This is a genomic window from Phytoactinopolyspora mesophila, from assembly GCF_010122465.1.
In the GTDB taxonomy this organism is placed as follows: domain Bacteria; phylum Actinomycetota; class Actinomycetes; order Jiangellales; family Jiangellaceae; genus Phytoactinopolyspora; species Phytoactinopolyspora mesophila.
Genome location: NZ_WLZY01000005.1, coordinates 289,509 through 313,278 on the forward strand (window position 1 = coordinate 289,509; position 23,770 = coordinate 313,278).

At 63.9% G+C, this 23,770-nt stretch carries 20 protein-coding genes; 10 read left to right on the top strand and 10 right to left on the bottom strand.

Translation table 11 applies throughout. From position 1 onward, the window contains the following. Positions 1–88 precede the first annotated feature (88 nt). The 5 genes from F7O44_RS16145 (at position 89) to F7O44_RS16165 (ending at position 9,802) form a co-directional block, all read left to right on the top strand. A complete protein-coding gene (locus F7O44_RS16145) occupies positions 89–1,228 on the top strand; it encodes a Dyp-type peroxidase (protein WP_162451290.1) in 1,140 nt (379 codons plus the stop codon). Positions 1,229–1,391: 163 nt separating this feature from the next. After that, positions 1,392–2,258: a hypothetical protein gene (locus F7O44_RS16150; RefSeq protein ID WP_162451291.1), complete on the top strand. Its 867-nt coding sequence runs from the start codon at positions 1,392–1,394 to the stop codon at positions 2,256–2,258. A gap of 249 nt (positions 2,259–2,507) precedes the next feature. Then, positions 2,508–2,744, top strand: coding sequence for a hypothetical protein (locus F7O44_RS16155; protein WP_162451292.1), 237 nt, complete (start codon positions 2,508–2,510; stop codon positions 2,742–2,744). A gap of 347 nt (positions 2,745–3,091) precedes the next feature. After that, a complete protein-coding gene (locus F7O44_RS16160; protein ID WP_222851419.1) occupies positions 3,092–8,140 on the top strand; it encodes a DUF7927 domain-containing protein in 5,049 nt (1,682 codons plus the stop codon). A 192-nt stretch (positions 8,141–8,332) separates the two neighbouring features. After that, positions 8,333–9,802 carry an AAA family ATPase gene (locus F7O44_RS16165; protein ID WP_162451294.1) on the top strand — a complete coding sequence of 490 codons (1,470 nt, stop codon included), beginning with the start codon at positions 8,333–8,335 and terminating at the stop codon, positions 9,800–9,802. A 98-nt stretch (positions 9,803–9,900) separates the two neighbouring features. On the opposite strand, the gene F7O44_RS16170 is transcribed toward F7O44_RS16165, so the two are convergent. Both F7O44_RS16170 and F7O44_RS16175 read right to left on the bottom strand, forming a co-directional pair. Further along, the gene (locus tag F7O44_RS16170) at positions 9,901–10,089 is read right to left on the bottom strand and encodes a hypothetical protein (RefSeq protein ID WP_162451295.1); all 189 of its coding nucleotides are present in this window, start codon (positions 10,087–10,089) and stop codon (positions 9,901–9,903) included. 102 nt (positions 10,090–10,191) lie between these two features. Continuing rightward, on the bottom strand, positions 10,192–11,268 hold the full coding sequence (locus F7O44_RS16175) for a glycosyltransferase family 2 protein (protein ID WP_162451296.1): 1,077 nt from the start codon (positions 11,266–11,268) through the stop codon (positions 10,192–10,194). A 799-nt stretch (positions 11,269–12,067) separates the two neighbouring features. On the opposite strand from F7O44_RS16175, the gene F7O44_RS16180 reads away from it, so the two are divergent. Continuing rightward, a complete protein-coding gene (locus tag F7O44_RS16180) occupies positions 12,068–14,833 on the top strand; it encodes a helix-turn-helix transcriptional regulator (RefSeq protein ID WP_162451297.1) in 2,766 nt (921 codons plus the stop codon). A gap of 132 nt (positions 14,834–14,965) precedes the next feature. On the opposite strand, the gene F7O44_RS16185 is transcribed toward F7O44_RS16180, so the two are convergent. The 8 genes from F7O44_RS16185 to F7O44_RS16215 form a co-directional block, all read right to left on the bottom strand. Continuing rightward, the gene (locus F7O44_RS16185) at positions 14,966–15,520 is read right to left on the bottom strand and encodes a sigma-70 family RNA polymerase sigma factor (protein WP_162451298.1); all 555 of its coding nucleotides are present in this window, start codon (positions 15,518–15,520) and stop codon (positions 14,966–14,968) included. 175 nt (positions 15,521–15,695) lie between these two features. Then, entirely contained in the window at positions 15,696–16,139 is a 444-nt protein-coding gene (locus F7O44_RS16190; protein WP_162451299.1) for a pilus assembly protein TadG-related protein, read from the bottom strand. A 71-nt stretch (positions 16,140–16,210) separates the two neighbouring features. Further along, on the bottom strand, positions 16,211–16,636 hold the full coding sequence (locus F7O44_RS16195) for a pilus assembly protein (RefSeq protein ID WP_162451300.1): 426 nt from the start codon (positions 16,634–16,636) through the stop codon (positions 16,211–16,213). After that, positions 16,633–17,022, bottom strand: a complete 390-nt coding sequence (locus F7O44_RS16200; protein WP_187361424.1) for a TadE/TadG family type IV pilus assembly protein — start codon at positions 17,020–17,022, stop codon at positions 16,633–16,635. The genes F7O44_RS16195 and F7O44_RS16200 overlap by 4 nt, the downstream gene beginning before the upstream one ends. Then, positions 17,019–17,180 carry a hypothetical protein gene (locus F7O44_RS29350; RefSeq protein ID WP_174255940.1) on the bottom strand — a complete coding sequence of 54 codons (162 nt, stop codon included), beginning with the start codon at positions 17,178–17,180 and terminating at the stop codon, positions 17,019–17,021. The genes F7O44_RS16200 and F7O44_RS29350 overlap by 4 nt, the downstream gene beginning before the upstream one ends. 63 nt (positions 17,181–17,243) lie before the next feature. Then, entirely contained in the window at positions 17,244–18,191 is a 948-nt protein-coding gene (locus F7O44_RS16205) for a type II secretion system F family protein (protein WP_162451301.1), read from the bottom strand. Next, on the bottom strand, positions 18,188–19,048 hold the full coding sequence (locus F7O44_RS16210; protein WP_162451302.1) for a type II secretion system F family protein: 861 nt from the start codon (positions 19,046–19,048) through the stop codon (positions 18,188–18,190). Before F7O44_RS16210 ends, F7O44_RS16205 begins: the two co-directional genes overlap by 4 nt. Then, positions 19,048–19,287, bottom strand: coding sequence for a CpaF/VirB11 family protein (locus F7O44_RS16215; RefSeq protein WP_222851420.1), 240 nt, complete (start codon positions 19,285–19,287; stop codon positions 19,048–19,050). The genes F7O44_RS16210 and F7O44_RS16215 overlap by 1 nt, the downstream gene beginning before the upstream one ends. Before the next feature lie 81 nt (positions 19,288–19,368). On the opposite strand from F7O44_RS16215, the gene F7O44_RS16220 reads away from it, so the two are divergent. The 4 genes from F7O44_RS16220 (at position 19,369) to F7O44_RS16235 (ending at position 23,739) form a co-directional block, all read left to right on the top strand. Beyond that, positions 19,369–20,877, top strand: coding sequence for a recombinase family protein (locus F7O44_RS16220; protein WP_162451303.1), 1,509 nt, complete (start codon positions 19,369–19,371; stop codon positions 20,875–20,877). Between the two features lie 372 nt (positions 20,878–21,249). After that, the gene (locus F7O44_RS16225; RefSeq protein WP_162451304.1) at positions 21,250–21,669 is read left to right on the top strand and encodes a hypothetical protein; all 420 of its coding nucleotides are present in this window, start codon (positions 21,250–21,252) and stop codon (positions 21,667–21,669) included. Next, entirely contained in the window at positions 21,666–22,169 is a 504-nt protein-coding gene (locus F7O44_RS16230) for a competence protein CoiA family protein (RefSeq protein ID WP_162451305.1), read from the top strand. Before F7O44_RS16225 ends, F7O44_RS16230 begins: the two co-directional genes overlap by 4 nt. 706 nt (positions 22,170–22,875) lie before the next feature. Then, a complete protein-coding gene (locus F7O44_RS16235) occupies positions 22,876–23,739 on the top strand; it encodes an AcrVA2 family anti-CRISPR protein (protein ID WP_162451306.1) in 864 nt (287 codons plus the stop codon). The last annotated feature ends 31 nt before the right edge of the window (positions 23,740–23,770 follow it).

Consider the following 23,770-nt stretch of genomic DNA (forward strand, 5'->3'; position numbering starts at 1 on the left):
GCATGGGGTGCGTGCCCGGCTGTTCCAGCGGGCACGCACCCCATGTGCCGTACTACTGCTACGTAGAAAAGCTCAGAAGGGGAACGACGTGGTGACACGACCGTCGCGGCGGCGGCTGCTCGCCGGGCTGGCCATCGGCGCGGGCGGCATCACCACGGGTGGTTTGCTCGGAAGGAGCACCGCCGGGGTGGCCGCGGAACCGTCGCCGGCGTCGTCCGAGACTGAAGGGCCACCCGGTGGGCGGCCTGTTCCCGCGATTGGGGAGCACCAGGCGGGCATCGCTCTGCCCACCGATCCGCAGCCGTACTCGCTGACCGTGGTCTCCGACCTGGCGGCTGCCGACATGTCCGTGCTGGCGCCCGTCGGGGAACGGCTGTTGGATTTCCTGGACGACGACGCACACGACAGTGGCGACCTGACGGTGGCGGTTGGTGTCGGTCCGCGGGTGGTGTCCTCGGTCGACGATGCTTTGCCCGGCGCCGAAGCCCTGCCCGAATTCGATTCCGACGCCGGCATGGCCGCGGAACGCGTCGGCGGTGACCTCCTGCTGATCGCCAGCGCCAGCGAACCCGCCGTGCTTGGGCCCGCAGTCGAAGCCCTGCTGGATGCGCTGCCGGACTGTACCCAGCGCTGGCGGCAGTTCGGGTTCCGTGGTCCCGGGCGCGACGGCATTGTCCGCAACCCGTTCGGCTTCCACGACGGCATCATCGTCCCGCGCGGCGACGATGAGCTGGCCGAACACGTTTGGCTGCGCGACGACCCGCGAGTGGCCGGCGGCACCATCGCCGTCGTGCGACGGCTGCGCACCGACGTGGCGGGCTTCAGCCACCTCCCGGTTGAGGAACAGGAGGCGCTGGTGGGCAGGCGCAAGCGGGATGGTGCGCCGTTGTCGGGCGGGTCTGCCCGGGACGAGGTGAGCCTGACGGCGAAGACCGCCGACGGGCAGTACTTGACGCCTGTGAGCTCGCACGCGCGGGCCGCGCATCCGGCCCTGACCGGCAGCGCGTTGATGCTGCGCCGGGGCTACGCCTATGCCGAGGGCGACGAGTCCGGCCTGATGTTCGTGTGTTTCCAGCGTGACCTGCGCACTTTCGTCGTCACCCAGCAGCGGCTCGACGAGCAGGACCGGATGATGGAGTACGTCACCACAACAGCCAGCGGCACGTTCCTGATGCTGCCGGGCTTCGACCGGGACCGCCCGCTCGGTTCGACGCTGCTCACCGCCTGAGCAGCCGCCGCGTCACAGTTGCGTCCTGCAATCCGAGGCCTCTCGCGCTCACTTTGCAGGACGCTGTCATTTGCGATCGTTTCTGCGCTATCGAGCGCCAACATTGTCAGTCGTCATCCATATGCTCCTTGGATCGCAGCAGTTGCGTGAGTTTGGAGGCAGGATGGTCAAGTCGTCTCACGAGGCCCTGCACCGGATCTTTCAAGACGACTCCACGTTGTTCGCGCGAGCGTTCCAGAAGCTGCTCGGTGTCGAGTTCCCGGAGCCGCGGACCATCTCGGTGATCAACAGTGATCTCACTGAAATGGAGCCGGTCGAGCGTCGCGCGGATACGGTGCTTCTCGTTGAGACGGGTGATGGTGAACATCTGCTGATCATCGAGTCGCAGACCCGGGATGACGACGACAAGCGTCGATCGTGGCCGTACTACATTACGTTTCTGCACAACAAGTACAAAGTCCCGGTGACGCTGCTCGTGGTGTGTTCGAGCGAGGCGACGGCTGCGTGGGCACGGGCGCCGATCCCGATCGGGTTGACTGAGCAGCCGTCGTTGGTTGCCTATCCGCTGGTCCTGGGGCCTGACAACGTCCCGGTCATCCTCGAAGTGGAAGAGGCTGCCGAAGACGTGGTCCTGGCGGTGTTCTCTGCGCTCACCCACAAGGGAGCAGCGGAGGCAGGCAAGATCCTCGAGGCGCTCGCCAGAGCCTTGAGCACTATCGATCCGCAATCAGCCGCCTACCTGGCCGAATTCACCGAGGTAGGATTGGCCGGAGCGGCCGCATGCGACATGTGGAGGACGTTGATGACGACCATGACCTACCCCTATGTATCCCAACTGCGCTCCCAAGGCCGTCAAGAAGGCCGGGTTGAGGGTGAGGCGCGTTTCGTACTGCGGGTGCTCGATCGGCGTGGGGTCGAGGTGTCCGAGGATGCGCGGCAGCGCATCATGTCGTGCAACGACCACGCGACGCTCGAGTTGTGGCTTGACCGAGCGCTCACCGCGGAATCGGTCGAGGACCTCTTCGCCTAGCCCGGTTGTGCGCCCTTGACGCACTGTAGGCATACGTGCTCTCCACAATTTATTTCGCTTGACCTGATTTGATCAGGCATTCTCTCCGCTCGTCATGCAGAGTGGATTTCGGCCAGGCCGCAGTCTCGGTCGCACCGTGCGCGGTACCAAGCGGTACTCACGCTGCACGGTGTGTCCAACCGGGGTGAGACCGCGGTCTGGCCGAGGGGCAGTCGAGGGGACCGGGGGACAGCCATGCTCTGCGTGCGCATGCCGTCGCCTTGGCGATCCATCCTCCTGGCCACTGTGGTGCTAGTGGTTCTGCTCGCCGCCGTACCATCCGCGAGCGCCACGCTGTCCGTCCCGGCCGAGCTCGTGATCGTCGACCCCGATGACGCGCCCGCTGACCCGCGGGTGCCGGCACACGTCTTCGGAGTGGGAATTCTCGTGCTGGTTGTCGCTGGTGGCTGGGCGATCTACTCGAAGAGGCGCGATCGCGATCTTTGACAGCCGTACGGTCCCGGGAGAGACGCGGATGCCACTCCCACTCGCAGCGTGTGACGTACGTCACAAAACATGTTCGTGCGACCAAAGCCTCTTAGTGACTCTTAGGCGGACGAGGGTGCCTATACGTTCACCTCGTCGCAAGGCGGACATAGCTGAGCGGCTCAGGCGGACTCGGACACCTTGGGGGGCGTTGTGCTGGACCTCTTGTGGGGCCAGGAGTGTACCGAGGTAAGGGAGACCTGGACATGACAACGTCGATTAAGGGGAAGTACAGAGTCCCGCCCGGGGGGCGGCGCGGATTCTGGAAACGTATGGCCGCGGCTCGGCCGCGTAGAGCGGCCACAGGTATGAAACGTTCCGCGGCGATCACACTCGCCATGGTGCTACTCGGGTCGCTGCTCGTCGGGATCGCACCGGCTTGGGCGGCGCAAGCGGCCAATGAGCCCATCGAACCCGCCACGCTCACCGACGACGCGGACGACGTCGAGGCGACTGACCCTGAGACCGAGGGCTCTAACGCCGACGCGTCGGCCGAGGCGGCTGCCGACGAGGGCGCCGGCGACGCGCCGGCCCCCGAGGAGGAAGCGGCCGAGGAGCCGGCTTCGGAGGACGAGGCGGTCGAGGAGTCGGCCGATGAGGAGGCTGCCGAAGAGGAAGCCTCGACGGAGAACTCCCGTGACGGTCCCGCCAACGAGGACGACACCAAGGGTCCCCGTAGTGTCGAGTCTGATTTCGAGATCGCGGCCGCAACTCCGGTGTATGAGATCAAAGGGCGCTGGGTCGACCAGCCGGACACGATTTCCCGGGGTAACCCGGTGGTGGGCGAATGGCGGATCAACGTCAACGACGACGAGGAGCCGCCGAGCAACGACCCGGTGGACAACGTCACTGCGACGTTCACGGTGGACAAGGCGTTCTTCGACGAGATCCCGGACATGTGTCTTACCGACGGTGTCGACCCGGCGTCGAGCCTCTCCGCCGACGGCACGGAGCTCACCTGTAACTTCGGCACGGTCAACATGGGCACCGCGATCGTGCTGCAGACCCCGGTGGTCGCGAACGGCATCACCGGCGAGGAAGTCGTGCTGGACGGCACGAGCCCCGGCGGCGAGACCGTCGAGCTCGACCCCATCCCGATCGACAACCCCTTTATTATGGATATCCACTACGGGACGAACACCGGATTCACTGGTAAGTGGAACGACGACTTCACTCACGTGGACGTTGACGTGCAGTGGTCGCTGCGGCTCGGAAACGGCTCGGACCCCGGCCCGGACGAGGTGACCTATCGGCTCACTGTCGCCGACTTGAATGGGGGCACCATCGAGCTGGGACCGCACCCGGTCTCGGGGGAGCTTGGGTGCTCGCCGTACGACCTCACCCAGCTGGCCGACGGGCATCCATGGTCCAGGTCCGACATTCCGCCGGAGCATCGACAGAACACCTCGTTCGTCGACGAGTGCATCCTCACCCCGGTTGCCGGCCAGCCCGGTGAGTTTGACCTGACGCTTCGGGGGATCAACTACGACCTGCTCAACGTGCCCACCCACGACTCGACCAATCGCCTGTTGCCCCCCGAGTGGGACTACGTCGCCAGCGGCACGCTGTGGTTCCGGGTGCACACCACCGAAGCCGGTTCGATCACCCTCGAGTCCTCCGCACCGACGTACGAGGCGCCCACCGGGCAGGAGTACGACGACCCGGCCGACAACAACACCACCAACAAGGTGTACACGTTGCCGGGTAACTGGTCTGCGTACTACCAGCGGAGCTACACCGGCTCGGGCGGGACCCCCTGGGACGACACGTACCGGGTGTCAGCCGGGACGACGGTGATGAACCGTATTAGCAGCCGCTGGTTTGCGGATGACGTTCCGCCGGACAGCGAGTACGGCAGCTGTCTTCCGTTCGACACCCGGTTCGTGACGCTCGAGGACCCCAGTACCACCCGAGTTGTCGCGTCCAATGTGGCGGGGGGCCGGGACATCGACACGATCCCGGTGGAGTACTACGTGGGCAACGACCCGCGTCTGGACCCGAACAGCGGGCAGTACAATCCGCACCTGTTCAATTGCGGTGGCGATGCCGCCAACTGGATCACGACGCCACAGGACCCCTCGGCGATCAAGGCAGTGCGGATCCTCTACCCGCACCAGCAGTACGCCGACGAGAACGCCGAAACGATCCAGCTGTTTGCCTTCCCGACGATCAACGATGACGTGCCGGTGGGGCAGGACGTGTGGATGTTCGGCTCGACACTGCGCGACGGCGTGTGGGCCGTGCAGGAAGGCCCCAGGATCGAGACGCCTGGTGCCCGCTATCCGTACACGACCAGCTCGCGGGATATGCTGCGGATCATCGGAGCTGTGCCGTACATCGAGAAGGACTCGGCGCAGGCGACGGTGACGCCGGGCGTGCCGTCGGAGTTCACGTTGATGTACATGGCTACCGGCGCGGGCGCGATCCCGGACACCGTGGACGGCTACGAGATCGTGGATACGCTGCCGTTGGGCATGACGTACGAGCCGGGTTCGGCTGATCCGGAGCCGGTGGTGACGACGGATGCTCAGGGTCGTCAGGTTTTGACATGGACGCTGGACGGCGTGGCGACGAACACGGAGAACACGCTCACGTACCAGGCAGTGGCGGATACCAGCATCGAGCCGGGTACGCAGCTGACGAACACGGCTGTGTCCAGCTACGATGGTGAGTCGTCGCGGGAGGTCACCGAGACGGTGACCACTACCACCAACGGGTACACGATCATCTTGAAGACGGCGGATGTGGAGTACATCCCGAACCGTGAGGGTGATGGTGTGGGTACGGGTTCGTGGACGGTGGCGATCGAGTCGAATGACCCGATTGCGCAGGCGTTCACGGACACGATCGACATCCTTCCTTATAACGGTGACCAGCGGGGGACGTCGTTCAACGGAACGTACACGCTGGACGATGTGGTGCTGAACGACGGTGGGACGGTGTATTACACCGATGCGGACCCGGCCACGTTGTCTGACGACCCGGAGCATCCGGACAATGGTGCTCCGAATGCGCCGTCGGCGTTGTGGACCACGGATCGTCCGGAGAACCCGACCGCTGTCCGGGTGATCGGTGGTGAGCTGCTGTCTGGTGGGACGTTCTCCTTCCAGGTGGTGATCACTACTGATGGCGCGGAGCCGCAGGATGTGTATGTGAACCGGGCGCAGGCACGGGCCGAGCACACCGAACTGGTGATGCGCACGTCGGCCGTGCTGATCGTGACCGATTACCTGGTGGAGAAGACCTCGGACCCCGAGCCGGGTTCGGTGGTGGCGCCAGGTGACGTGGTGACGTACACGGTGACAGTGACCCAGCAGGGTGAGGTTCCTGCGGGCGCGGTCTTCCGGGACGACCTCTCCGATGTGCTGGATGATGCGATCTACAACGACGACGTCGCCGCTGATATCGGCGATGCGACGTTCGAGGACGGCATCCTGTACTGGGAGGGGGATATCCCTGTCGGTGGTACCGCGACCATCACCTACTCGGTGACGATCAAGGACATCGAAGGCCTTGAGGCCGATGGCGACACCATCGTGGACAACGTCGTGTGGTCGCCTGGATGCCCGGTGGTCGAGGAGGGCGAGGACGATCCCTGCAACCCGCCTCCGGTGTATGTCGGCTGGTATGACTACTCCAAGACTGCGGTCCCGACGCCGGGCTCCACGGTGCAGTTGGGTGACGTGATCACCTATAACGTGGAGATCACTCAGCGCGGTGAGGGTGCCATCGAGGGTGCGATCGTCACTGACGACCTCACCGAGGTGCTCGACGACGCCGTCTGGGACGACAATGTCGAAGTCTCGTCCGGTGAGGTGTCTTACGAGGAACCGATCCTGACCTGGACTGGTGATCTCGACGTCGGCGACGTCGTCACTCTCACCTACACGGTGACGGTGGATGACGTGGGCGACTACGAGCTGACCAACGTCGTCTCCAGCCCGGACGAGGAGCGGTCGCGGTGTGTGCCGGCACCGGATGAGAACCCGGACTGCACCACCACGCACATCTTCGGCGACTACGAGGTGGAGAAGACCTCGGACCCGGAGTCGGGTTCGGCGGTGGAGCCGGGTGACGTGATCACCTACACCGTCGAGGTCCGCCACGTCGGTCTCGGGCCTCTCACGGGCTCGTTCGAGGACGACATGTCTCAGGTCCTCGACGACGCGGTCTACAACGACGACGCCGAGGCGTCGGCGGGTGGGATCTCGTACGACGAGCCGGTTCTGAGCTGGGTCGGGGACCTCGAGGTCGACGACGTGGTGACGGTGACCTACTCGGTGACGGTGACCGCTGAAGGTGACCGGTTCCTGAAGAACGTGGTGACCACCGACGGTCAGTGCGTTCCTGCCGAGGGTCAAGATGAGGCGTGCACCACTGAGCACATCAACGGTGCGTACACGTTCTCCAAGACCGCGGACCCGGAGCCGGGTTCGCTGGTCGAGGCCGGTGAAGTGGTCACGTACACCGTGGAGATCAACCACATCGGTACGGCGCCAGTGGAGGGGGCGATCGTCGAGGACGACCTGTCCGACGTCCTCGACGACGCCACCTGGAACGATGACGCCGAGGCGTCGTCGGGCGACGTCTCCCTGGACGACACAACGCTCACCTGGACGGGTGATCTGGACGTCGGCCAGGTGGTGACGGTGACCTATTCGGTGACGGTGGGCGACGAGATGGGCGCAAGCCTGCTCAACGTGGTGACGTCTCCGGATGGGCGGGGCGTGTGTGTGCCGGCGCCGGATGAGAACCCGGACTGCACCACTGAGCACTTCAACGCCGCGTACACCTACTCCAAGACTTCTGACCCAGAATCCGGGTCCGAAGTCAAGGAGGGCGACGTGGTCACCTACACGGTCCTCATCGAGCACATCGGTGAGGCACCCGTGGAGGGCGCCACTGTGACGGACGACCTGTCCGAGGTGAGCAATGTCGCGAAGTGGAACGACGACGCGAAGGCGTCGTCCGGAGAGATCACTCGCGAGGGCACCACGTTGACCTGGACGGGCGACCTCGAGGTCGGAGAGGTCGTCACGTTGACCTACTCCGTCACGGTGGGCGACAGCCCGAATGCCACGATGCGCAACGTCGTGACCAGTGACGACGACCGCGCAGCGTGCGTTCCAGCAGAGGACGGTAACGCCGACTGCACCACCGAGCACAACACGCCGGAGGGCGAGGAGCCGCCAGGTAAGGAGCCGCCGCGGCAGCCGACGCTGCCGGACACCGGGTCTGGGCTAGCCGGCTGGGTGCTGATCGCTGGCTTGGTGCTGCTGTTCGCCGGGCTCTCGTTGGCGGCCACCACTCGCCGCCGCACGACCGTGACGGGAGGTCCGACCGACACGCTCGTCTGATCCACAACCGCGGTGCCCTCACCCCTCTCCAGGGGTGGGGGCACCGCCATGTCCAGGAGGCGGAGCCAGGCCGTGCCCTTGCCCCCGGTGCGACGGTCAAGTCCAGCGCAATGTATCACCGGATGAGTGCTGGGTTTATTATAGTTAGAGCTATAATAAACCCAGAGAAATTCAGGGCCAGATTGGACGCAGATGGTAGCGAAGCCGCAGGAACTGTTCGCGCGGGATCGGGAATGGCGGGAGCTAGATGAGTTCGCCGCATCGTCCCAGGTGGGCGCGGCGCTTGGTCTTGTTTATGGTCGGCGTCGACAGGGCAAGACGATGTTGTTGGAGCTTCTTGCTCGGGCAACCGATGGTTTGTTGTTCGCCGCCACCCAGCAGACCGAGCGGCAGAACCTGGCTGATCTCGGAGCGGCCTATGCCGCCTACCTCGGGTTGCGGCAGCCGATCACGTTCAACTCATGGCCAGAAGCCCTGCAGGAAATCGTGCGGGTGGGCGAGTCTGGGCCGAAGACGGTCATCATCGATGAGTTTCCTTATCTCGTAGCGACCACCCCGGCACTGCCCTCGTACGTGCAGCAGGTACTGAGCCCGATGGGATTCGCCAAGCAGCAGACCAAGACCAGGATGATCTTGTGTGGCAGTGCACTCACGACAATGACCCAACTTCTCGGCAGCGGTGCTCCGTTGCGCGGGCGGGCGTCGCTCGAGCTTGTGGTTCGGCCCTTCTCGTATCGTGAGGCTGCCGAGTTCTGGAACGCGGGCCACGATTCAGAACTTGCGTTCCAGCTGCATGCGCTGGTGGGGGGTACGCCGGCTTATCTGGAGATGTGCGGCGGTTCCGGTCCTGACACCTCCGATGCGCTCGCGGATTGGGTCCGCCACCGCTTGCTCAATCCGGCCTCAGCGATGTTCCGAGAGGGCTGGTTTGTCCTGAGGGAAGAGCCATCGATCTCCGACCCGACGTCCTATTCGGCAACTCTCGCCGCGTTGAGTGCTGGTAATCATCGTCGTTCTGAAATCGCGGCGGCACTGGGTCGCCCGGCTACCGCGATCAACCACTTGCTCTCTGGGTTGAAGGACGTGGGTTTGGTTGAACAGGTCGACGATGCCTTGCGAGAAAAGCGAAGCGTATACCGGATCGCCGAGCCGGTCGTGCGGTTTCACCAGCTTCTTGTCCGGCGTCACGAGCCCCAGCTGATCGCGGGTCGAGCCGCTCGTGTCTGGGATCAATCGAGCGACACTGTCGCTTCCAAGATCTACGGTCCTCACTTCGAGGACCTGGCCCGTCGCTGGTGCTTCGACCACGCCGACCCGAGCTCGCTCGGCGGGCTGGCGAGCAGGGTGCAGCCGACCGCGTTGTCATGCCGGGAGCATCAGCGAGGTCACGAGCTGGACATCGTGGTGACCGATTCGCAAGCGTTCGGGTCAGATCGGGTCACGGCAATCGGCGAGGCGAAATACCGGCAGCGGCCGGTGGAGATGCCGCAGCTGCAACGCCTCGATCATCTCCGTGGGTTGTTGCCCAGCTCCAAGGTCGCCGAGTTGCCGCGCCTGCTCCTGTTTTCACGATCCGGTTTCAGCGACGAGCTGCGCAATGAAGCCAGCAAGCGGACAGACGTCGAGCTGATAGACCTGGAACGCCTCTACCACGGTGCCTAGGGTGGCAAGCCGTCGCGGGTGAGGACTTGGGCCGCAGCTCTCACCACCACCCCCCGGTGGTGAGAGCTGCGGCCACGTGGGTTGCGCGGCGTCGTGGTTCAGGCCGACTGCCGGCGGCGCGTGGGCAGCAGATTGCGCGACGCCAGGAGTAGGTAGCCGAGTGTGTTGAGGCCGACCGCGAGGGCCACGATGGCCCAGACAGCCGGCACTCCGGTGTCCGGGAGCGCCGCGGCCCCTCCTACGCCGAGTACCGCGGGCGAGGCGTTCAACGGGTTGCCTTGATACATGATTCCCTTTCTGCGGATGATCCCTGTTGAGGGGACTATTGGTGTGTGCCGTTGTTCATGGGAGTTCTTGGGTCCGGGGTGAGGCCAGCGTTCACGACGTGTTCACGCGGCCACCTTGACGTGGTGCCAGGTGGCAGGCTTGCGCAGGGCGATGTCCAGCGCCGACCGCATGAGTACGCCCTGGAGGAAGAGGTCGTAGACCCACTCCACGACCAGCGGTGCGGCCAGCAGGCGCGCCCTCGGGCCACGATGCCAGACCGTGACAACGCGTTCGGCCACGAAGATCAGACCCAGTGGTGTCCAGATCGGTTGCAGGCCGAACTGTCCAGACGTCACGATGTAGGCGGTGTAGGCGAGGTACAGCCACATCGCGAGCACGCCGAAGGCCATGCCGGCCTGCTGCACCGCGTACGGCCGGGTCACCCGAGTCAGGCCGTAGGCCCGCAGGTTCTCCAGTGCTCCCCGTTGCCAGCGCAGCCGTTGCCTCCATAGGTCACGCCAGCCGGGCATCACCTCGGTCACCACGATGCATTCCGGCGGCGACACGCATCGCAGCCCCATGCTCTTGATGGCCAGCGTGATCTCGTTGTCCTCGGTCAACGCCGACGTGTCATAGACCTGGCCGCGGCTTTCGAGCAGCCGGGTCAGGACGTCGACCCGGTGCAACGTGGCAGTGCCGGTCAGTACCAGGGCGTCGCCGTGGCGGCGGGCGATCTGGCGCTGGTAACGCGCGTACTCGTTGCGCTGCAGTTCGCCGAGCAGCCCTCCACCCGGCTCGCCGAGGAAGATGCCGCCCACCGCGCCGATCTTCTGGTCGCGGTGCAGCGTCTCCGTCGCGGTCTCGAGGAACCTGGGCACGATGGCGGAGTCGGCGTCCATGACCAGAACGACGTGGTGCGCGGCCATCGCCGGCAGGAGTGCGGCGAGAGTCTGATTGAGCGCCCCGGCCTTCTTGTGTGTGTTGCCGACCGTCTCGACGACGTCGGCGCCCAAGCGCTGAGCGGTTGTCGCGGTGCCGTCCGTGCAATTGTCGGCGACCACGATGACCCGATCGGCCGGCCGGCTTTGGTGATTCACGGATTCCAGGGCCGCCGCGATACGGTCTTCCTCGTTGTGCGCTGGTATCAGCACGGTGATGCGGACGTCGTCCACTTTCGCAGCCGGCGATATCGTACTCATGCCAATTCACCCCCCGGTTTGTTGAAATGTGATATCGCAATCTCACGCAGCGTGAGGTAATATCACTGAGACATACTGAACGGCGTGGATATCGCCCACCTGTCAGCCATCTCGTGGGCAAGGCTCTTTATCGCGCCGAATAGCAGTGGCGTGATTCACCACGGAGCCCGATTCGGGTCTCGCAGTGATTTGTCGCGCCCTCTGACCGTTTCCCGCGGCTACGCTGCCGCGGATGGTGGCGCGCTTTGGTCCCGCCCGTGGCGCGCCGCAAACCAACTATGTCGGAAACTTTGGTCTGATATGTCCGAATCTGGGGCTACAGAATGATGCGTGTGGAAAATACGTACGCCGAATGTGGACTAGTGAGGATCTGGATATTGCCAACTTGAACGCAACGTGATATCCAGCAACACAGCGTGACTCGGCAGGAATTTAGGCTGTGCTTCTTTCCGGCGAATTGTTTGCCGACGCTCTGACGAATAGGGGCCGGCCCTTGGCGGCCGGGCCGGATGCGTTTTCCAGTTGCGCGCTGATTTTGTGCCGCCTCGAATTGCCAAGCGAGCTCTTCGCCACCGTGCGAGCCCCTGGGCGTGCCACGCGGCGCCGAACTGCCGGACATTGGCCTCTCCGGGCTGCCGGCCGGATCGTCACCCATTCCATCACCCCTCGCACCACCCCATCGATCTCGTCATTTGCCTGCGCCTGCTGCGTCTTGATTCGTATCGTGGCGAGTCAGCTAGTGGGGCTCCTGCTCGCAACGTGTCGGTATAGGTGGGACCAACACGCATGAGGTGCATCGATGGAGACACAGAAGGACGGCTCGATCGGCCGGGTCGCGGAAACGGAGAGAATACGGGCGTTGCTCACGTCGGTGTCAACGGGAGCCGGCGGGGCGGTCGTGGTGACCGGCCCGGCGGGTATCGGCAAGACAGCGTTGCTTCGAGACATCGAACGCGGCGCGCGGTCCGAGGTTCGGCCAGCTGGTGAGGAGATCGCGGTTTCGCACGTGGTGGGTGCGGAGGCGGAACGGGACTGGCCTTTCTCGGGACTGCATCTTGTGTTGTCCGCCGTGGCGGACTCACTGCGGCCACACTGCTACGAAGACGCAGCGCGCCGCGTCCGCACGTTCGTCGGCGGGTTGCAGACCACAGCTACCCCCTACGATGTCGCGATCCGGCTGCAGTCGATGATCGGCGATGTCAAGACCCCGATGCTGATCATGGTCGACGATGCCCATCTGCTGGACTCGGGCTCCAAGGAAGCGGTGGGTTTCGTTGCGCGCCGGTTGCGGTCAGCGCCCCTCGTCGTCGCACTGGCTGTCGACCCCTCGGAGAACTCGGCGGTGTTCCAGGGTTTGGACACGATCCATCTGGAGGAGTTGTCCGCCCCCGACGCCGTCCGGTTGTTCTGCCGTTCCGGCAGCCGGCCGGTGCGTCCGCGGGTGGCCGAGCAGATCGTCGCGCGGGCCGGCGGCAACCCCGGAGTCTTGATCGATCTGCGCGAACGAGTGCCGGACGGGCAGCTGGCCGGTCGGGTCGAACTGGACCGTTACTTACCTCGGTCGCCGGTGTTGCAGTCTTTGTACCTGCCGGAACTCGCCGAGCTCGACAAGTCGCGCCGGACCGCACTGCTGACCGCGGCGGTCAGCGGCGACGGCCGGATCGCTCCGGTGTTGCATGCGCTGCGAGAGCACGGCGATTCGACAGTAGCTTGGCTGCTCAACGAACACGTCGACCGTTCCGACGGCTCGTTTACGCTGCGCCCGCGCGCCGTGGCATCGGTCGTATGGCAGGTGGCGTCGCTGAACGAACGACGCCGTGCCCACGAGCGGCTGGCCGCGTCGTATCCTGACGACGACGACCAGCGGTTGTGGCACCGTGCGCTGGCCACCGTGGATGAAGACGAGGACCTGGCGGCCGATGTCCAGAAGGTCGTGGAACGCGCTCGCAACCGCGGTGAGGTGGAACGGGCCTTGGCTTTCGCCCGGGAATCGGTCCGGCTGACTGCCAATTCCGCTGTGCGTGTCGACCGGATGATCGTCGCCGGAGGGCTTGCTCTGGCCGGAGGGAAGTTCGAAGAGGTCATCGACATCGCGCGGGAGCGATTCACCAGGGACACGACCGCCATCCAACGGGCTGACCTCGTGTTGCTGGAGGTCCGAGCCCGCAGTCTCCTCGACGGTGATGTCGCCACCGGGCTGATCTCGCGGCACAGTGAGGAGATCGCCGACGTCGACCCGAACCGGGCCGCTCGGCTCAACCTGGCCGGAGCCATCGGGTTCGCGTGGCGGATGGAGCAGGCCGAGGCGAGGCAACTTCTCACGCGTGCCGAGTTGTATGCCGATCATTACGATGACACCACTGGTGACCTGTATCGATGCACAGCGGCGTGGATCGCGTCGATTTCCGGAGAACCGCACAGCGCGGCCAAGCTGATCGAGGAGAGTCCGCCCTCGACCGATGTGCTCTCCGATGCCGAATGGTCGATCTGGCGGGCCATGGTTCTGGTGCGCGCTGAGCGCTTCGACGAGGCGCGCCGTCTCGTCCGCAATGTCACACTCGACGGCCGGTTCGGCCGCGTCTCTCTGGTGCAGAGCCTCGCGCAGTCGGTGACCATCAAACTGGAGATGCTGGCCGGGCGTCTGGTGGCGGCCGAGGAAGCAGCGTCCGCCTGGGAACGGGCAGCCACGGGAGGGGTCTGGCAGGCTCTCGTGTCTGCCCACATGATCAGGGTGAACGCGTTGCGTGGGAGGTCGGACCTGGCGTGGGAATGCCGGCAGCAGGCGGTCGAGAACGCCCGTCGCCACGGGGACTGGTGGGCCACGGCGTTGGTGCAAGCGGAGACCGGCGCCCTCCTCCTCCTGTCGGGGCGGCTCGACGAGGCGGTGCCGGTACTCGAGCACGCCCGCCGGTACGCGTTGGAACACTCTGATCCTTCCATCTTGCCGGTGGAGCCTGACTACATCGAAGCCTGCGTTCGTGCGGGGGACACCGCGCGGGCGGAGGCCGCGTTGGCGGACTTCGACGAGCGGGCCAGGAAGGTCCCCACAGCCTGGGCCCGGCACACGCTGGCCAGGTGCCAGGCTCTCGTCGCTGTCGGTGCGGAGTCGGTCGGACTCTTCGAACGGGCGGTGGAGGAGCAGGACGAATTCGTGTCTCCCTTGGAGCTGGCCCGGACCATGCTCTGCTACGGCGAACGGCTACGGCGGCTCGGGCACAAGGTGGACGCGGCCCGCTGGCTGTACCGTGCCATGGTCCTTGCCCAGGAAAGTGATGCCGCTGTGTTCGTCTCCCGGGCGGCCGAGGAGCTGCGGTCTGCCGGCCGGGCGCCGGTATCGGCCGCCGTCGGCGTCGAGGAACTCACTGAAGCCGAGCGCCGGGTCTCGGCGCTCGTGGCCGTCGGAAAGCGCAACCGGGAGATCGCCGCGGAACTATTCGTTTCGGTCCGGACGGTGGAGACCCACCTGGGAAAGATCTTCCGCAAGCTGGGGATCCGGTCCAGGACGGAGCTGGCCCGGCTGGTCGCCGCGGTTCAGGACGTCGCCGGCGAGGCAGTCGAGGAGTGAAGAACTTGCGTGGTGTCCAGGGGCGGCGCGGCTTTTCCGTGCCGCCTCTGAATCGGTCTCAGCTCCCCGCCTGCCTGGCGCCGGCACACCCGACCCGAGCTTGCTGCTCGGCACGGGTTCAGTGCGCGTTCCCTATGCCTCTTGCAGTTGAGCCAGATAGGCCGAGCGCAGTGCGCTGCGGGCGCGGGTGGCGAGACTTGACACCGCGTTCGCCGTCATGGACATCCGGGGGGCGAGTTCGGCAGGGGAGTAGCGGTCGACCTCGATCAGCCAGAGCACCTGCTGCCATCGTTTCGGGAGGGTTTCCCATGCGGCGGCGACGACGTCAGCCTGCGGCGATTCGAACGCGACGGGTGCGATGAGCCGCTCCCACAGGGTGTTGTCATCTGAACACATCGTCTGGCTTTGCGTCTTCGAGTAACGATAGGCGAGGCGTTTGACCGTGGCCATGACGTAGGCGCTGAAGGAGTCAGTCGGCCCGTGTCCGGACCGTACGGCCCGGAGAATGTGGTAAAAAGCTTCCTGTACGAGGTCGTCGGCCGCATAGGCGTCGCGAACAATGCGATGTGCGGCTCGTCGTGCGTTTTGTGCAACGCTTTCGTACAAGACTTCGAAGGCGGCATCGTCACCGGTTCGAGCTTTGGTGAGCAATGCTGTTGGCTCGTCTGTGTCCCCCCACTGAATCACGATCATGACTTTGCCCGTCAGTCAGCGTTCGCCGCGTCGTGGAGACCCACATACGTAGTGGTCAGGAGCCACGTACGTACCCTTGATTGCGACAATTCAGCCCGAATAGTCGCGCAGTTCTGGGCTTGGGGTATTTGCCCGGGGCTGACGTGGTCCGAAGATCGGCGTCGCTCCACTACTCCAGGGGAACGACGGCGGTCGAACGGGCGGTGACCCGGAACGACGTCAGGCCGGAGGTCAGGTCTCCGGCGAGCATGAACGGGGTGGACGCCGCCAGCTCGACGGTGACCCGCCCAGAGCCTGATTCGACCGCGACGTCCACGATGGCGAAGTCGTCGAGCCTCGACGTCAGGTTGGTGCGCACGGCGTAGTCCGCCACCGCTTGGCGGGCAGCTGCCTCGGACAGCGGAAGCGTCCGGACCGACTCGCCGCCGTAGAGGTGTGTGTGGGATACCTGCTGGGCTGCCGCCGTGACCGCGCCGTCTGCCCACGAGGCCAAGGACCTGCGTTCCAGGAAGACATTCGAAGCGTTGACGATGACAGCGACGGCCAGTCCCAGGATGATCGCCAACCCGATGATCAGAACAGTGATCTGGCCGGCCTCCTGGCGGCTCCACATCAGGTTGTGTCCTGCAAGGTGAGCGTCATGGCCCTCGCTTTGCAGGACGCCGGGAGGTGTGCGGTCCGGTGTCACTGCAGCGCCCGGTACCGGTCGACGACTGCCACGTGGGTGGCGCTGACGGGCACATGCGCGTGCGCCGAGCCGGCGAGCACGTCGGGCACCAGCGGGAGGGCGACGTCCGTGTCGACGACGACGGTGATCTCGGCGCCTGGCTGATAACACGGCGTGGCCGAGCAGGAGAAGACCACTGAAACGGCGTCCGCGTCGAGGCCTTGATCACGTAGGGCCACCTCGGCGGCAAGGCGGGCGGCATGCTGATCGCCAGTGGTGACATAGAGCCGGCCGGCTTCCCGAGCTGCCTGGGTCACGCCGTACGACGACCGCTGTACGTCCAGCACGGTCAGCAGGATGTAAACGACGGGCACGAGCAGCAGAAGCCCGAGGAGGTGGAACTCCACGATCGCGCCACCACGTTCGTCGCGGACCCGGCTCACGTTCCGGGCTCCGCAACCGCGTGCGCCGAGACACTCAGCCCTCGCTCCACCCCGAGCAGACCGGCCAGCGGCAGTGTTGTGGTGACGGTGATCTCGACCATGGAGGCTCCGCCGACATCGATCACGCGTGACTGAACGTCACCGCTGAGCCGTGGGGACAACGACTCAGCGATCAGCGCCTGCGTCCGCGCCGTGCCGTCGTGCGGTCCGCGGTTGGCGTTGGCGGCATATCGGGCACCTTCCGCGGCGCTGGCCACCAGAGTGTTGCGCACGTGGATCACGAAGCCGAGCTGCAGGATCGCCAGAAAGAGGGTCAACAGCAGGACCGAAACGAGAGTGAACTCCACCACTGCAGCGCCGCGTTCCGGTGGCCGGCGGCGGGTCACGGCCGCACGAGATCCAGTGCGGTCTCGAGAACCTGCCGAAGATACTGCTCGGCGAAAGGCCACAGAACGGCGACGATGCCGGCGGACATGATCGTGATGAGGACCCAGCCGGGTACGTCGCCACGCTCGTCGCGGACCCGGTTTCGGAGTATGGACATGATGACTTCCTTTCGTTTGTTCGCGTAGGTGTGGACGACCCGTTCGCCCCGACAGCATGGAGGTCACGGGACGACGGTGCTGATCGCGATGAAGCCGGGGTAGAGCGCGAAGATGATGGTGACCGGCAGAACGAGAAACACCACCGGCACAAGCATGGCGAGTTCCTTGCGGCTGCCGATTTCCATCAGAGAACGCTTGCGCAGCTCCCGGACGTCGGCGGCTTGGGCACGCAGCACATCGGCCAAGGGGGTGCCGCGTTCCACCGCCACGGCGACGCCGTCCACGAAACGCGCCAGGGGCGTCAGGCTGGTCCGGTCGGCTATCCGGTCTAGAGCCTCGACCAGCCCGGCACCGGTGCGCGCGTCGGCCAGTGCCCGGTACAGCTCCCGGGCGAGCTCGCCGCGGCTTGATCTGGCCACCCGCTCCAGCGCGCCAACGGCACCCTCCCCGGCGGCCACCGAGAGCGCGAGGAGGTCGGCGATGGTGGGGAACTCGGCCATCATGCGCCGTTCGCGTTCCCGAACAGCAGCGGAGAGCCGATGATCACAGGCGACGATGCCGCCGACGGCCACGGCCGCGCAGAAGATCACCAGGAGGACAGGAGAGCCGCTGTAACCCCGGAGAAGCATCACCAGGCTCATGGCGACCGCGCCGGTGCCGGCCACCGCGCCCCATATGAGTTGCTCGATGCGGAACTGATGCAGGGTCTGGTCGCGTCCGGCTTGTTCGAGACGCCGGCTGATCGATGCGCCGCCGCCCAGAACGCGTTCCAGTGAGGCGGCGCCTTTGGTGAGATACGGCCGCACGATCCGCTCAAGGGTGGGAAACGGAGTGACGACCTGGTCAGCCAGAAGGCGTTCCAGTCGATGGTCGGTAGGTGCACCGACGTACGGCGCGAGGCGATCGTCGAGGGTGGGACGGTTGCGGGCCGGCAGCCGGGCCCAGATCAGCAGTAAGCCGGCGCCGGCGGCCAACCCCAGCAGGGTTCCGGTGGTCCAGGTGGGGTTCATCGCAGTACCCGTTCCTCTCGCGGGAGCTGCCCGAGCCGCATCATCAACCGGTATGCCAGCAGACACAGCAGGGCGCCGCCGGCCAGTACCAGCCATCCGGTGGGTGCGTTGAACGCCTGAACCGACGCGGAGCGCAACGAGAGAAGAGCCAGCAGAACCCAGGGTGCCGCCACGGCGAGCCGCGCCGCATTGATCACCCACGACTGCCGGCCCTCGAGTTCTGACCTGGTTCGGGCATCATCGCGCAGGAATGTGGACAGAGTGCGCAAGAGCCGGCCGAGGTCCGCGCCGCCCACATCGCGGGCGATCCGCAACGACTCAACGATGCGGTCTCCGGTGGGATCTGCCAGCCGCTTCTTCAGAGCGTCGAGACAGTCGTTGAAACGGCCGCTCGCACGGTAGTCCTCGCCGAAGCGCTGGAACGGCCGGCGCAACGGTACCGGGCCGCGCACGCCTAGTTGAGTCAGCGCCTCGGGCAGGGCCAGCCCGGCGCGGACCGCCGAGGCGAGATTGTCGATCGCGTCCGGCCAGAGGTCCTGGAGCTCGCGGCGGCGGGCGCGTGCTCGCATCCGGACGAGCGCCGTCGGGCTGTATCCGCCGAAGAAGGCAAACGCGAAAGCGATAGGCCAGGTGCCGGAGACGGCGAGGAACACCATGCCGGTGATCGTGGCCAGGCCGATGCTGGACAACAGCAGCTGTCGTGGTGTGACGGCTTCGAGGCCGGCCTCGGCGATCAGGTCGGTGAGCCGGCGTCGGATGCCGAGACTACGGCGTCGGCGTGCGCGCTCCGGGTACTGCCACCCCTGCCAGATCAACAGCAGGCCGGTGCCGAGGGAGAGTCCTAGCAGCGCTCCCATCAGCTACGTCCCAGCAGCGTGCCGAGATCGAATCCGGCCCGCTCGAACCGCTCGGCATGCGGTGGGTACCCGTCGGCCCGGACCAGCCGGTCCTGCTGTCGAAGGTAGATCTGCTCGAGTTCGACGACCTCGTCCTCCACCCGCCCGGGCACGGCCACGATTTCCCGGACCCGCCGGTGCCCGTCGTGATCGAGTTCGACATGGACGACGAGGTCAACGCAGCCCGCGACGGTGGGCACCACGAACCTGCTGCCGATGTTCTCACCGGCGAGTAGCGGCAGGGTCCATCCACTTCCCTAATAACCGCTATACTACACACCATGACCACAGGCCGCGAGTACTTGCGTGTATCCGTCGATCGATCCGGGCGCCAGAAGTCCAACGATGAGCAGCAGGAAGACAACCGTCGCTGCTGGTCAGAGACGGATTTCGGCGAACCGTATCGTGATGTGGGGTCAGCCAGCCGTCACAGCCGAACGCGGCGAGACGGCTTTGATGACCTGCTGGATGATCTCCGAACCGACCGCTTCGGGGCAGAGCATCTGGTGCTCTGGGAGTCCAGCAGGGGTAGCCGCAAGGTGGGTGAGTGGGTCGAGCTGTTGGAGCTGTGTGAGCAGCGGTCGGTCAAGATCGCCGTCACCACGCACGGCCGGATCTACGACCCCAGCAATAGCCGCGACCGGAAAAGCCTCATCGAGGATGCGGTGGACTCCGAGTACGAATCGAGCAAGATCAGCACACGCGTCCGCCGTGATGCCGCCGCGCTGGCAGCGGCCGGTCACCCACATGGTCCCGTGCGGTTCGGCTACCGACGCCGCTACGACCCGGATACCAGGCGGATCGCAGGTGAGGAGCCAGATCCGGCTGAGGCTCCCGTCATCGAGGAGTTGTTCGCCCGCCTGGAGGCTGGCGATTCGCTGCGCGCAATCGCCACTGACTACGAGCGCCGGGGCATCACGACTCGCACCGGTAAAACGATGTCGCCGCAGTTCCTGCGACATTTCGCGACCAACCCCGCTTATGCCGGGCTGCGTCTGCACGTGCCAGGTCGCCGCAACGGTCGCGTCAAGCCCGGCGAAGGCTCGCTGACCGAGGGGCAATGGCCCGCGATCGTTAGCATGTCCCGGTGGCACGCAGTCCAGAAGCTGCTCGGTGATCCGACACGCAGGACCAACCACGGGCGAAACGTCCGTCGTGGCGCGGGCAGACACTTCCTGAGCATGATCGCGGTGTGCGACCCCTGCGGCTCCGTCCTCATCGTCGGCTCCGAGAACCGCACGAATCGCGCGCCGTTCTATAGGTGCCAGCAGGCCGGACATGTCCAGGTGAGCAAGGCCGGTCTAGATGACGTGGCCGAGAGGCTGATTATCAGCTATTTACGTGATCGGCGAAACACCCACGTAGACCCAGGTGCCGACACCGAGCTAGCCGCGCTGCGTGATCAGATCGCAGCCATCCAGGTCGAGCTGGACGACCTCGCGGATCAGGTCGGGCGTGGTGATCTGACGGCAGCGCTTGCCGCTCGCGCTGAGCCCGGCATCCGGAAACGGCTAGAAACGGCTCAGCAGCGCGAGATCGAGCTGAGCACACCGGGCGTGCTCAGGCGGCTGTTGGGTCCTGGGGCCGACATCGCTGCTCGCTGGGCGGATATGCCGATGTCAGCGAAACGCGAAGCCGCGCGGCTGGTGCTGTCACCTGGATACGTCGGGCAGCTCCGTGTTACGCCAAACCCGGTGCCAGGCAGACGAGGAACACCTGTCGAAGAACGAGTTGTGTTGCTGAGAAAAGAAACCAACGAATTAAACTCACCGAATTCAATTGAAGAGTAGTCCTAATATTCGGCTCGGCTTGACAATGCCAGTGCCAGTGCGCGAGCATTAATGAGGAAAGGCCACCGCACGAGTTGACATAGATCCCGGCCCAAGAAGCGACAGATGCGGCTATCGCGAGGCAGTAGAGGATCTATGACGCGTGAGCAGTCCGACATCAATCAAGGGGCGCCTGGCGGCGACTATTCGTGCCAAAGGTGAAGGCCACCCAGAGGTCATAAAGCTGCGCGAGGAATTAGCGTATGCCAATCTCGACAAAACTATTCGCAGGGTTGTTGAGAGTGCGCCCCCGTTGACACAAGAGCATCGCGAGCAACTCGCAGCTCTGTTGGGGCCAGTTCGTGCGCAGGCAGATCAGGGAGGGGATGCAGCATGATGAGTTACGAGGTTCCCACGATGGAATCAATTTTACGGGAAGCTAGCGTCGAAGACGTGTGTCTGCATAACGGGCGATTGCACTATATTTATAACAATTGCCTGGTCGAGCACGACGTTTCCACTCTGACGTATACGGTCGAGCATCGAATTCGGCGGATGAAATCTGGTGGGCAGAATCCGCCTAAAGTTCCGGAAAGTGATATTCATATTTTTTGTGGAATGCTGATCGACGCTGTCGATGCTGGGTACTATCCGTGGTCTGTCCGGGTGGTGGAACGCATCGTCGTTGGTGAGGTCAGGGACGGCGATAGGGTTATCGAGGGGTACCATCGCAAATCGCGACTATACATTGTTAAACCGGTCGTCGGGCACGTAGACGATGACGGCGATTTAATCGAGGTGAGAAACAGATGAGATACGCCATCCATGATGGATATCGTGTCGAGCCGACGCCGGGTGCGAAAGGGGTTTGCCCATCGTGTGAAGGTTCTGTGCGCGCCTTCTGTGGTCAGCATCGAGAGTGGCACTGGCGGCACAAGCCCGCGCAGCCTAACTGTCCGCTGAGTGTGGCGGGGGCCGAATGCCTGGATGCGCGCGACCTGCCGCCCGACTGGGTGCAGCTCGACGTGGACGGCTGGCCAGCGTTCCTCGGACGTGGCGAGTTCGGCAGTCAGGCGCGCAGGTACGCGGGCTGGGCGGTTATACCCGAGGCGGCGCTGGGCGATCGTGAGCTGTGTGAGTGGCAGCATTGCATCGTCACAGGGCAAGGCACTGCAACCTACGTGGTGATCTTCGACCAGGAGGCCGCACAGCATTTAGAGCGGCTCATGGAGCACGCCAACGCGACCCTAGATAGAGCAGATCCCACGATTCGACGTGATCCAGCAACCGGCAAACTGATGACAAGTTTTTAAGAGCGAGTATGAGCAAAAGCGCATTGTGTGCAGGCAGTCTGCACAAAGACTGTTACGAACGTCGGTGTGGCTGTATCTGCCACGACTTCGGTGATGATGAAGAGTTCGAACGCATTGGTTGCTAGCAAACGAGAACCCCTTTCGGTGAAAACCGAAGGGGGTTTTCTATTTTGTGTGAGTATTTTCTGAAGAGTATTTGAAACCGGGTAGGCGATTTTCGAGAATTTCTGGTGGGCCGCTGTACAGGCTGAGCTGCGGATTCATAAATTGCTGTTATCAGAATGGAACTACCTTAACCTTGGTTGAGGTTGAAAACTGCCGCGCGCGCATATTGAATATTGCTAGGCATTAACCACGAGACCCGGAAAGGGCACAATGTCTACCAGGATACCGAGCGCCGACGACCTGCATGTCCGAGACCAGCGCAGGATTAATGTCGCGATTGCGAGAGCTACCAAGGATGGCCGGATCGATGAGGCAAAAGAGCTGAGGCGAGATTTGAACGCACTGCAACTTGCCGGATACATCAACCGCTACCTGCGGGCTGAACCAGCCCTCAGTGTTGAGCAGAGAACGGAACTCTCGCGGATGATATGGCCGGGTGAGGTTACAACGGTCAGGTCTGCTGAACTGGAGGATGTCAACAGATGAGTGAGGTGGAAAATGTAGAGCAGACCCGACAGACACACGACTGATACGAGAGACTATGTATCCAAGAGAGCTTCCGAAGCTACGTGATGAAGTTTTAGATGTGTATAAAAAGTTTCAGACCATGGACGAAGGTCATCATGGTGTCGTGAATCTACTTAAACGTGCTGACATGTATTATGTGACAGAAACAATGTCTGCACTAGCCGTACAGGCCGGGTCAGAGCTAGAGACCGAAGGATTTTGGGACATCAAAGCTCAGCCTAGTGATAACGGGTTCATCTTTTTTGACGGCGGCATAGGAAGCTTAGATTACCAGTTTCCCGGTACTCTCAGTAGGGTTGACATACCTATTCATGCGATCTGCTGGGGTACATCTGAACGTCTTGTCGGTAATCCCGCTGACACAGTAGGTGTGGAGTTGACCTACTACACAGATGGCAATCATGAGAGGAGTGTGAGCGGCAATTTATATAGAGACGCCTTTGATCGATCGACGCTACGTCCAATTTTAGGTGACGTATTCCATCCGGTAGATGGTCCGGACAGTATGCACATGACTACCGTCTTGAAAACTCTACAGGCACCCTGGCTTTTAATGTCTCAACCAGAAATCGTCGAACGTACTCAACATAAAGCGCGACGGAAGGTTAAGGGTGGGGCATCGCCACGAAAAAGACGTAACGATGTAGTTCTCATCGATGTACGAAAGAAGTACAGACCGACTGATGAGAACGCCGATACGGGAACTAAGTTCGGTCGAAAGTATAAACACCGTTGGGTTGTGCGTGGACATTGGCGCAATCAACCATACGGACCTGGACGTAAACAACACAGACGTCAATGGATTGCTTCATATGTTAAGGGGCCTGATGGCGCGGAAGTCTTGCGTACAGAGAAAGTGAACGTATGGCGAAGCTGAACATGAGATGACCCCGGTCTTGGGGACCGGG

Coding starts and splice junctions, on each gene's coding strand:
- F7O44_RS16150 (WP_162451291.1), top strand. CDS start 1,392: ATGGTCAAGTCGTCTCACGAGGCCCTGCACCGGATCTTTCAAGACGAC.
- F7O44_RS16155 (WP_162451292.1), top strand. CDS start 2,508: ATGCCGTCGCCTTGGCGATCCATCCTCCTGGCCACTGTGGTGCTAGTG.
- F7O44_RS16160 (WP_222851419.1), top strand. CDS start 3,092: ATGAAACGTTCCGCGGCGATCACACTCGCCATGGTGCTACTCGGGTCG.
- F7O44_RS16165 (WP_162451294.1), top strand. CDS start 8,333: ATGGTAGCGAAGCCGCAGGAACTGTTCGCGCGGGATCGGGAATGGCGG.
- F7O44_RS16170 (WP_162451295.1), bottom strand. CDS start 10,089: ATGTATCAAGGCAACCCGTTGAACGCCTCGCCCGCGGTACTCGGCGTA.
- F7O44_RS16175 (WP_162451296.1), bottom strand. CDS start 11,268: ATGAGTACGATATCGCCGGCTGCGAAAGTGGACGACGTCCGCATCACC.
- F7O44_RS16180 (WP_162451297.1), top strand. CDS start 12,068: ATGGAGACACAGAAGGACGGCTCGATCGGCCGGGTCGCGGAAACGGAG.
- F7O44_RS16190 (WP_162451299.1), bottom strand. CDS start 16,139: ATGTGGAGCCGCCAGGAGGCCGGCCAGATCACTGTTCTGATCATCGGG.
- F7O44_RS29350 (WP_174255940.1), bottom strand. CDS start 17,180: ATGTCCATACTCCGAAACCGGGTCCGCGACGAGCGTGGCGACGTACCC.
- F7O44_RS16205 (WP_162451301.1), bottom strand. CDS start 18,191: ATGAACCCCACCTGGACCACCGGAACCCTGCTGGGGTTGGCCGCCGGC.
- F7O44_RS16210 (WP_162451302.1), bottom strand. CDS start 19,048: ATGGGAGCGCTGCTAGGACTCTCCCTCGGCACCGGCCTGCTGTTGATC.
- F7O44_RS16220 (WP_162451303.1), top strand. CDS start 19,369: ATGACCACAGGCCGCGAGTACTTGCGTGTATCCGTCGATCGATCCGGG.
- F7O44_RS16225 (WP_162451304.1), top strand. CDS start 21,250: ATGATGAGTTACGAGGTTCCCACGATGGAATCAATTTTACGGGAAGCT.
- F7O44_RS16230 (WP_162451305.1), top strand. CDS start 21,666: ATGAGATACGCCATCCATGATGGATATCGTGTCGAGCCGACGCCGGGT.
- F7O44_RS16235 (WP_162451306.1), top strand. CDS start 22,876: ATGTATCCAAGAGAGCTTCCGAAGCTACGTGATGAAGTTTTAGATGTG.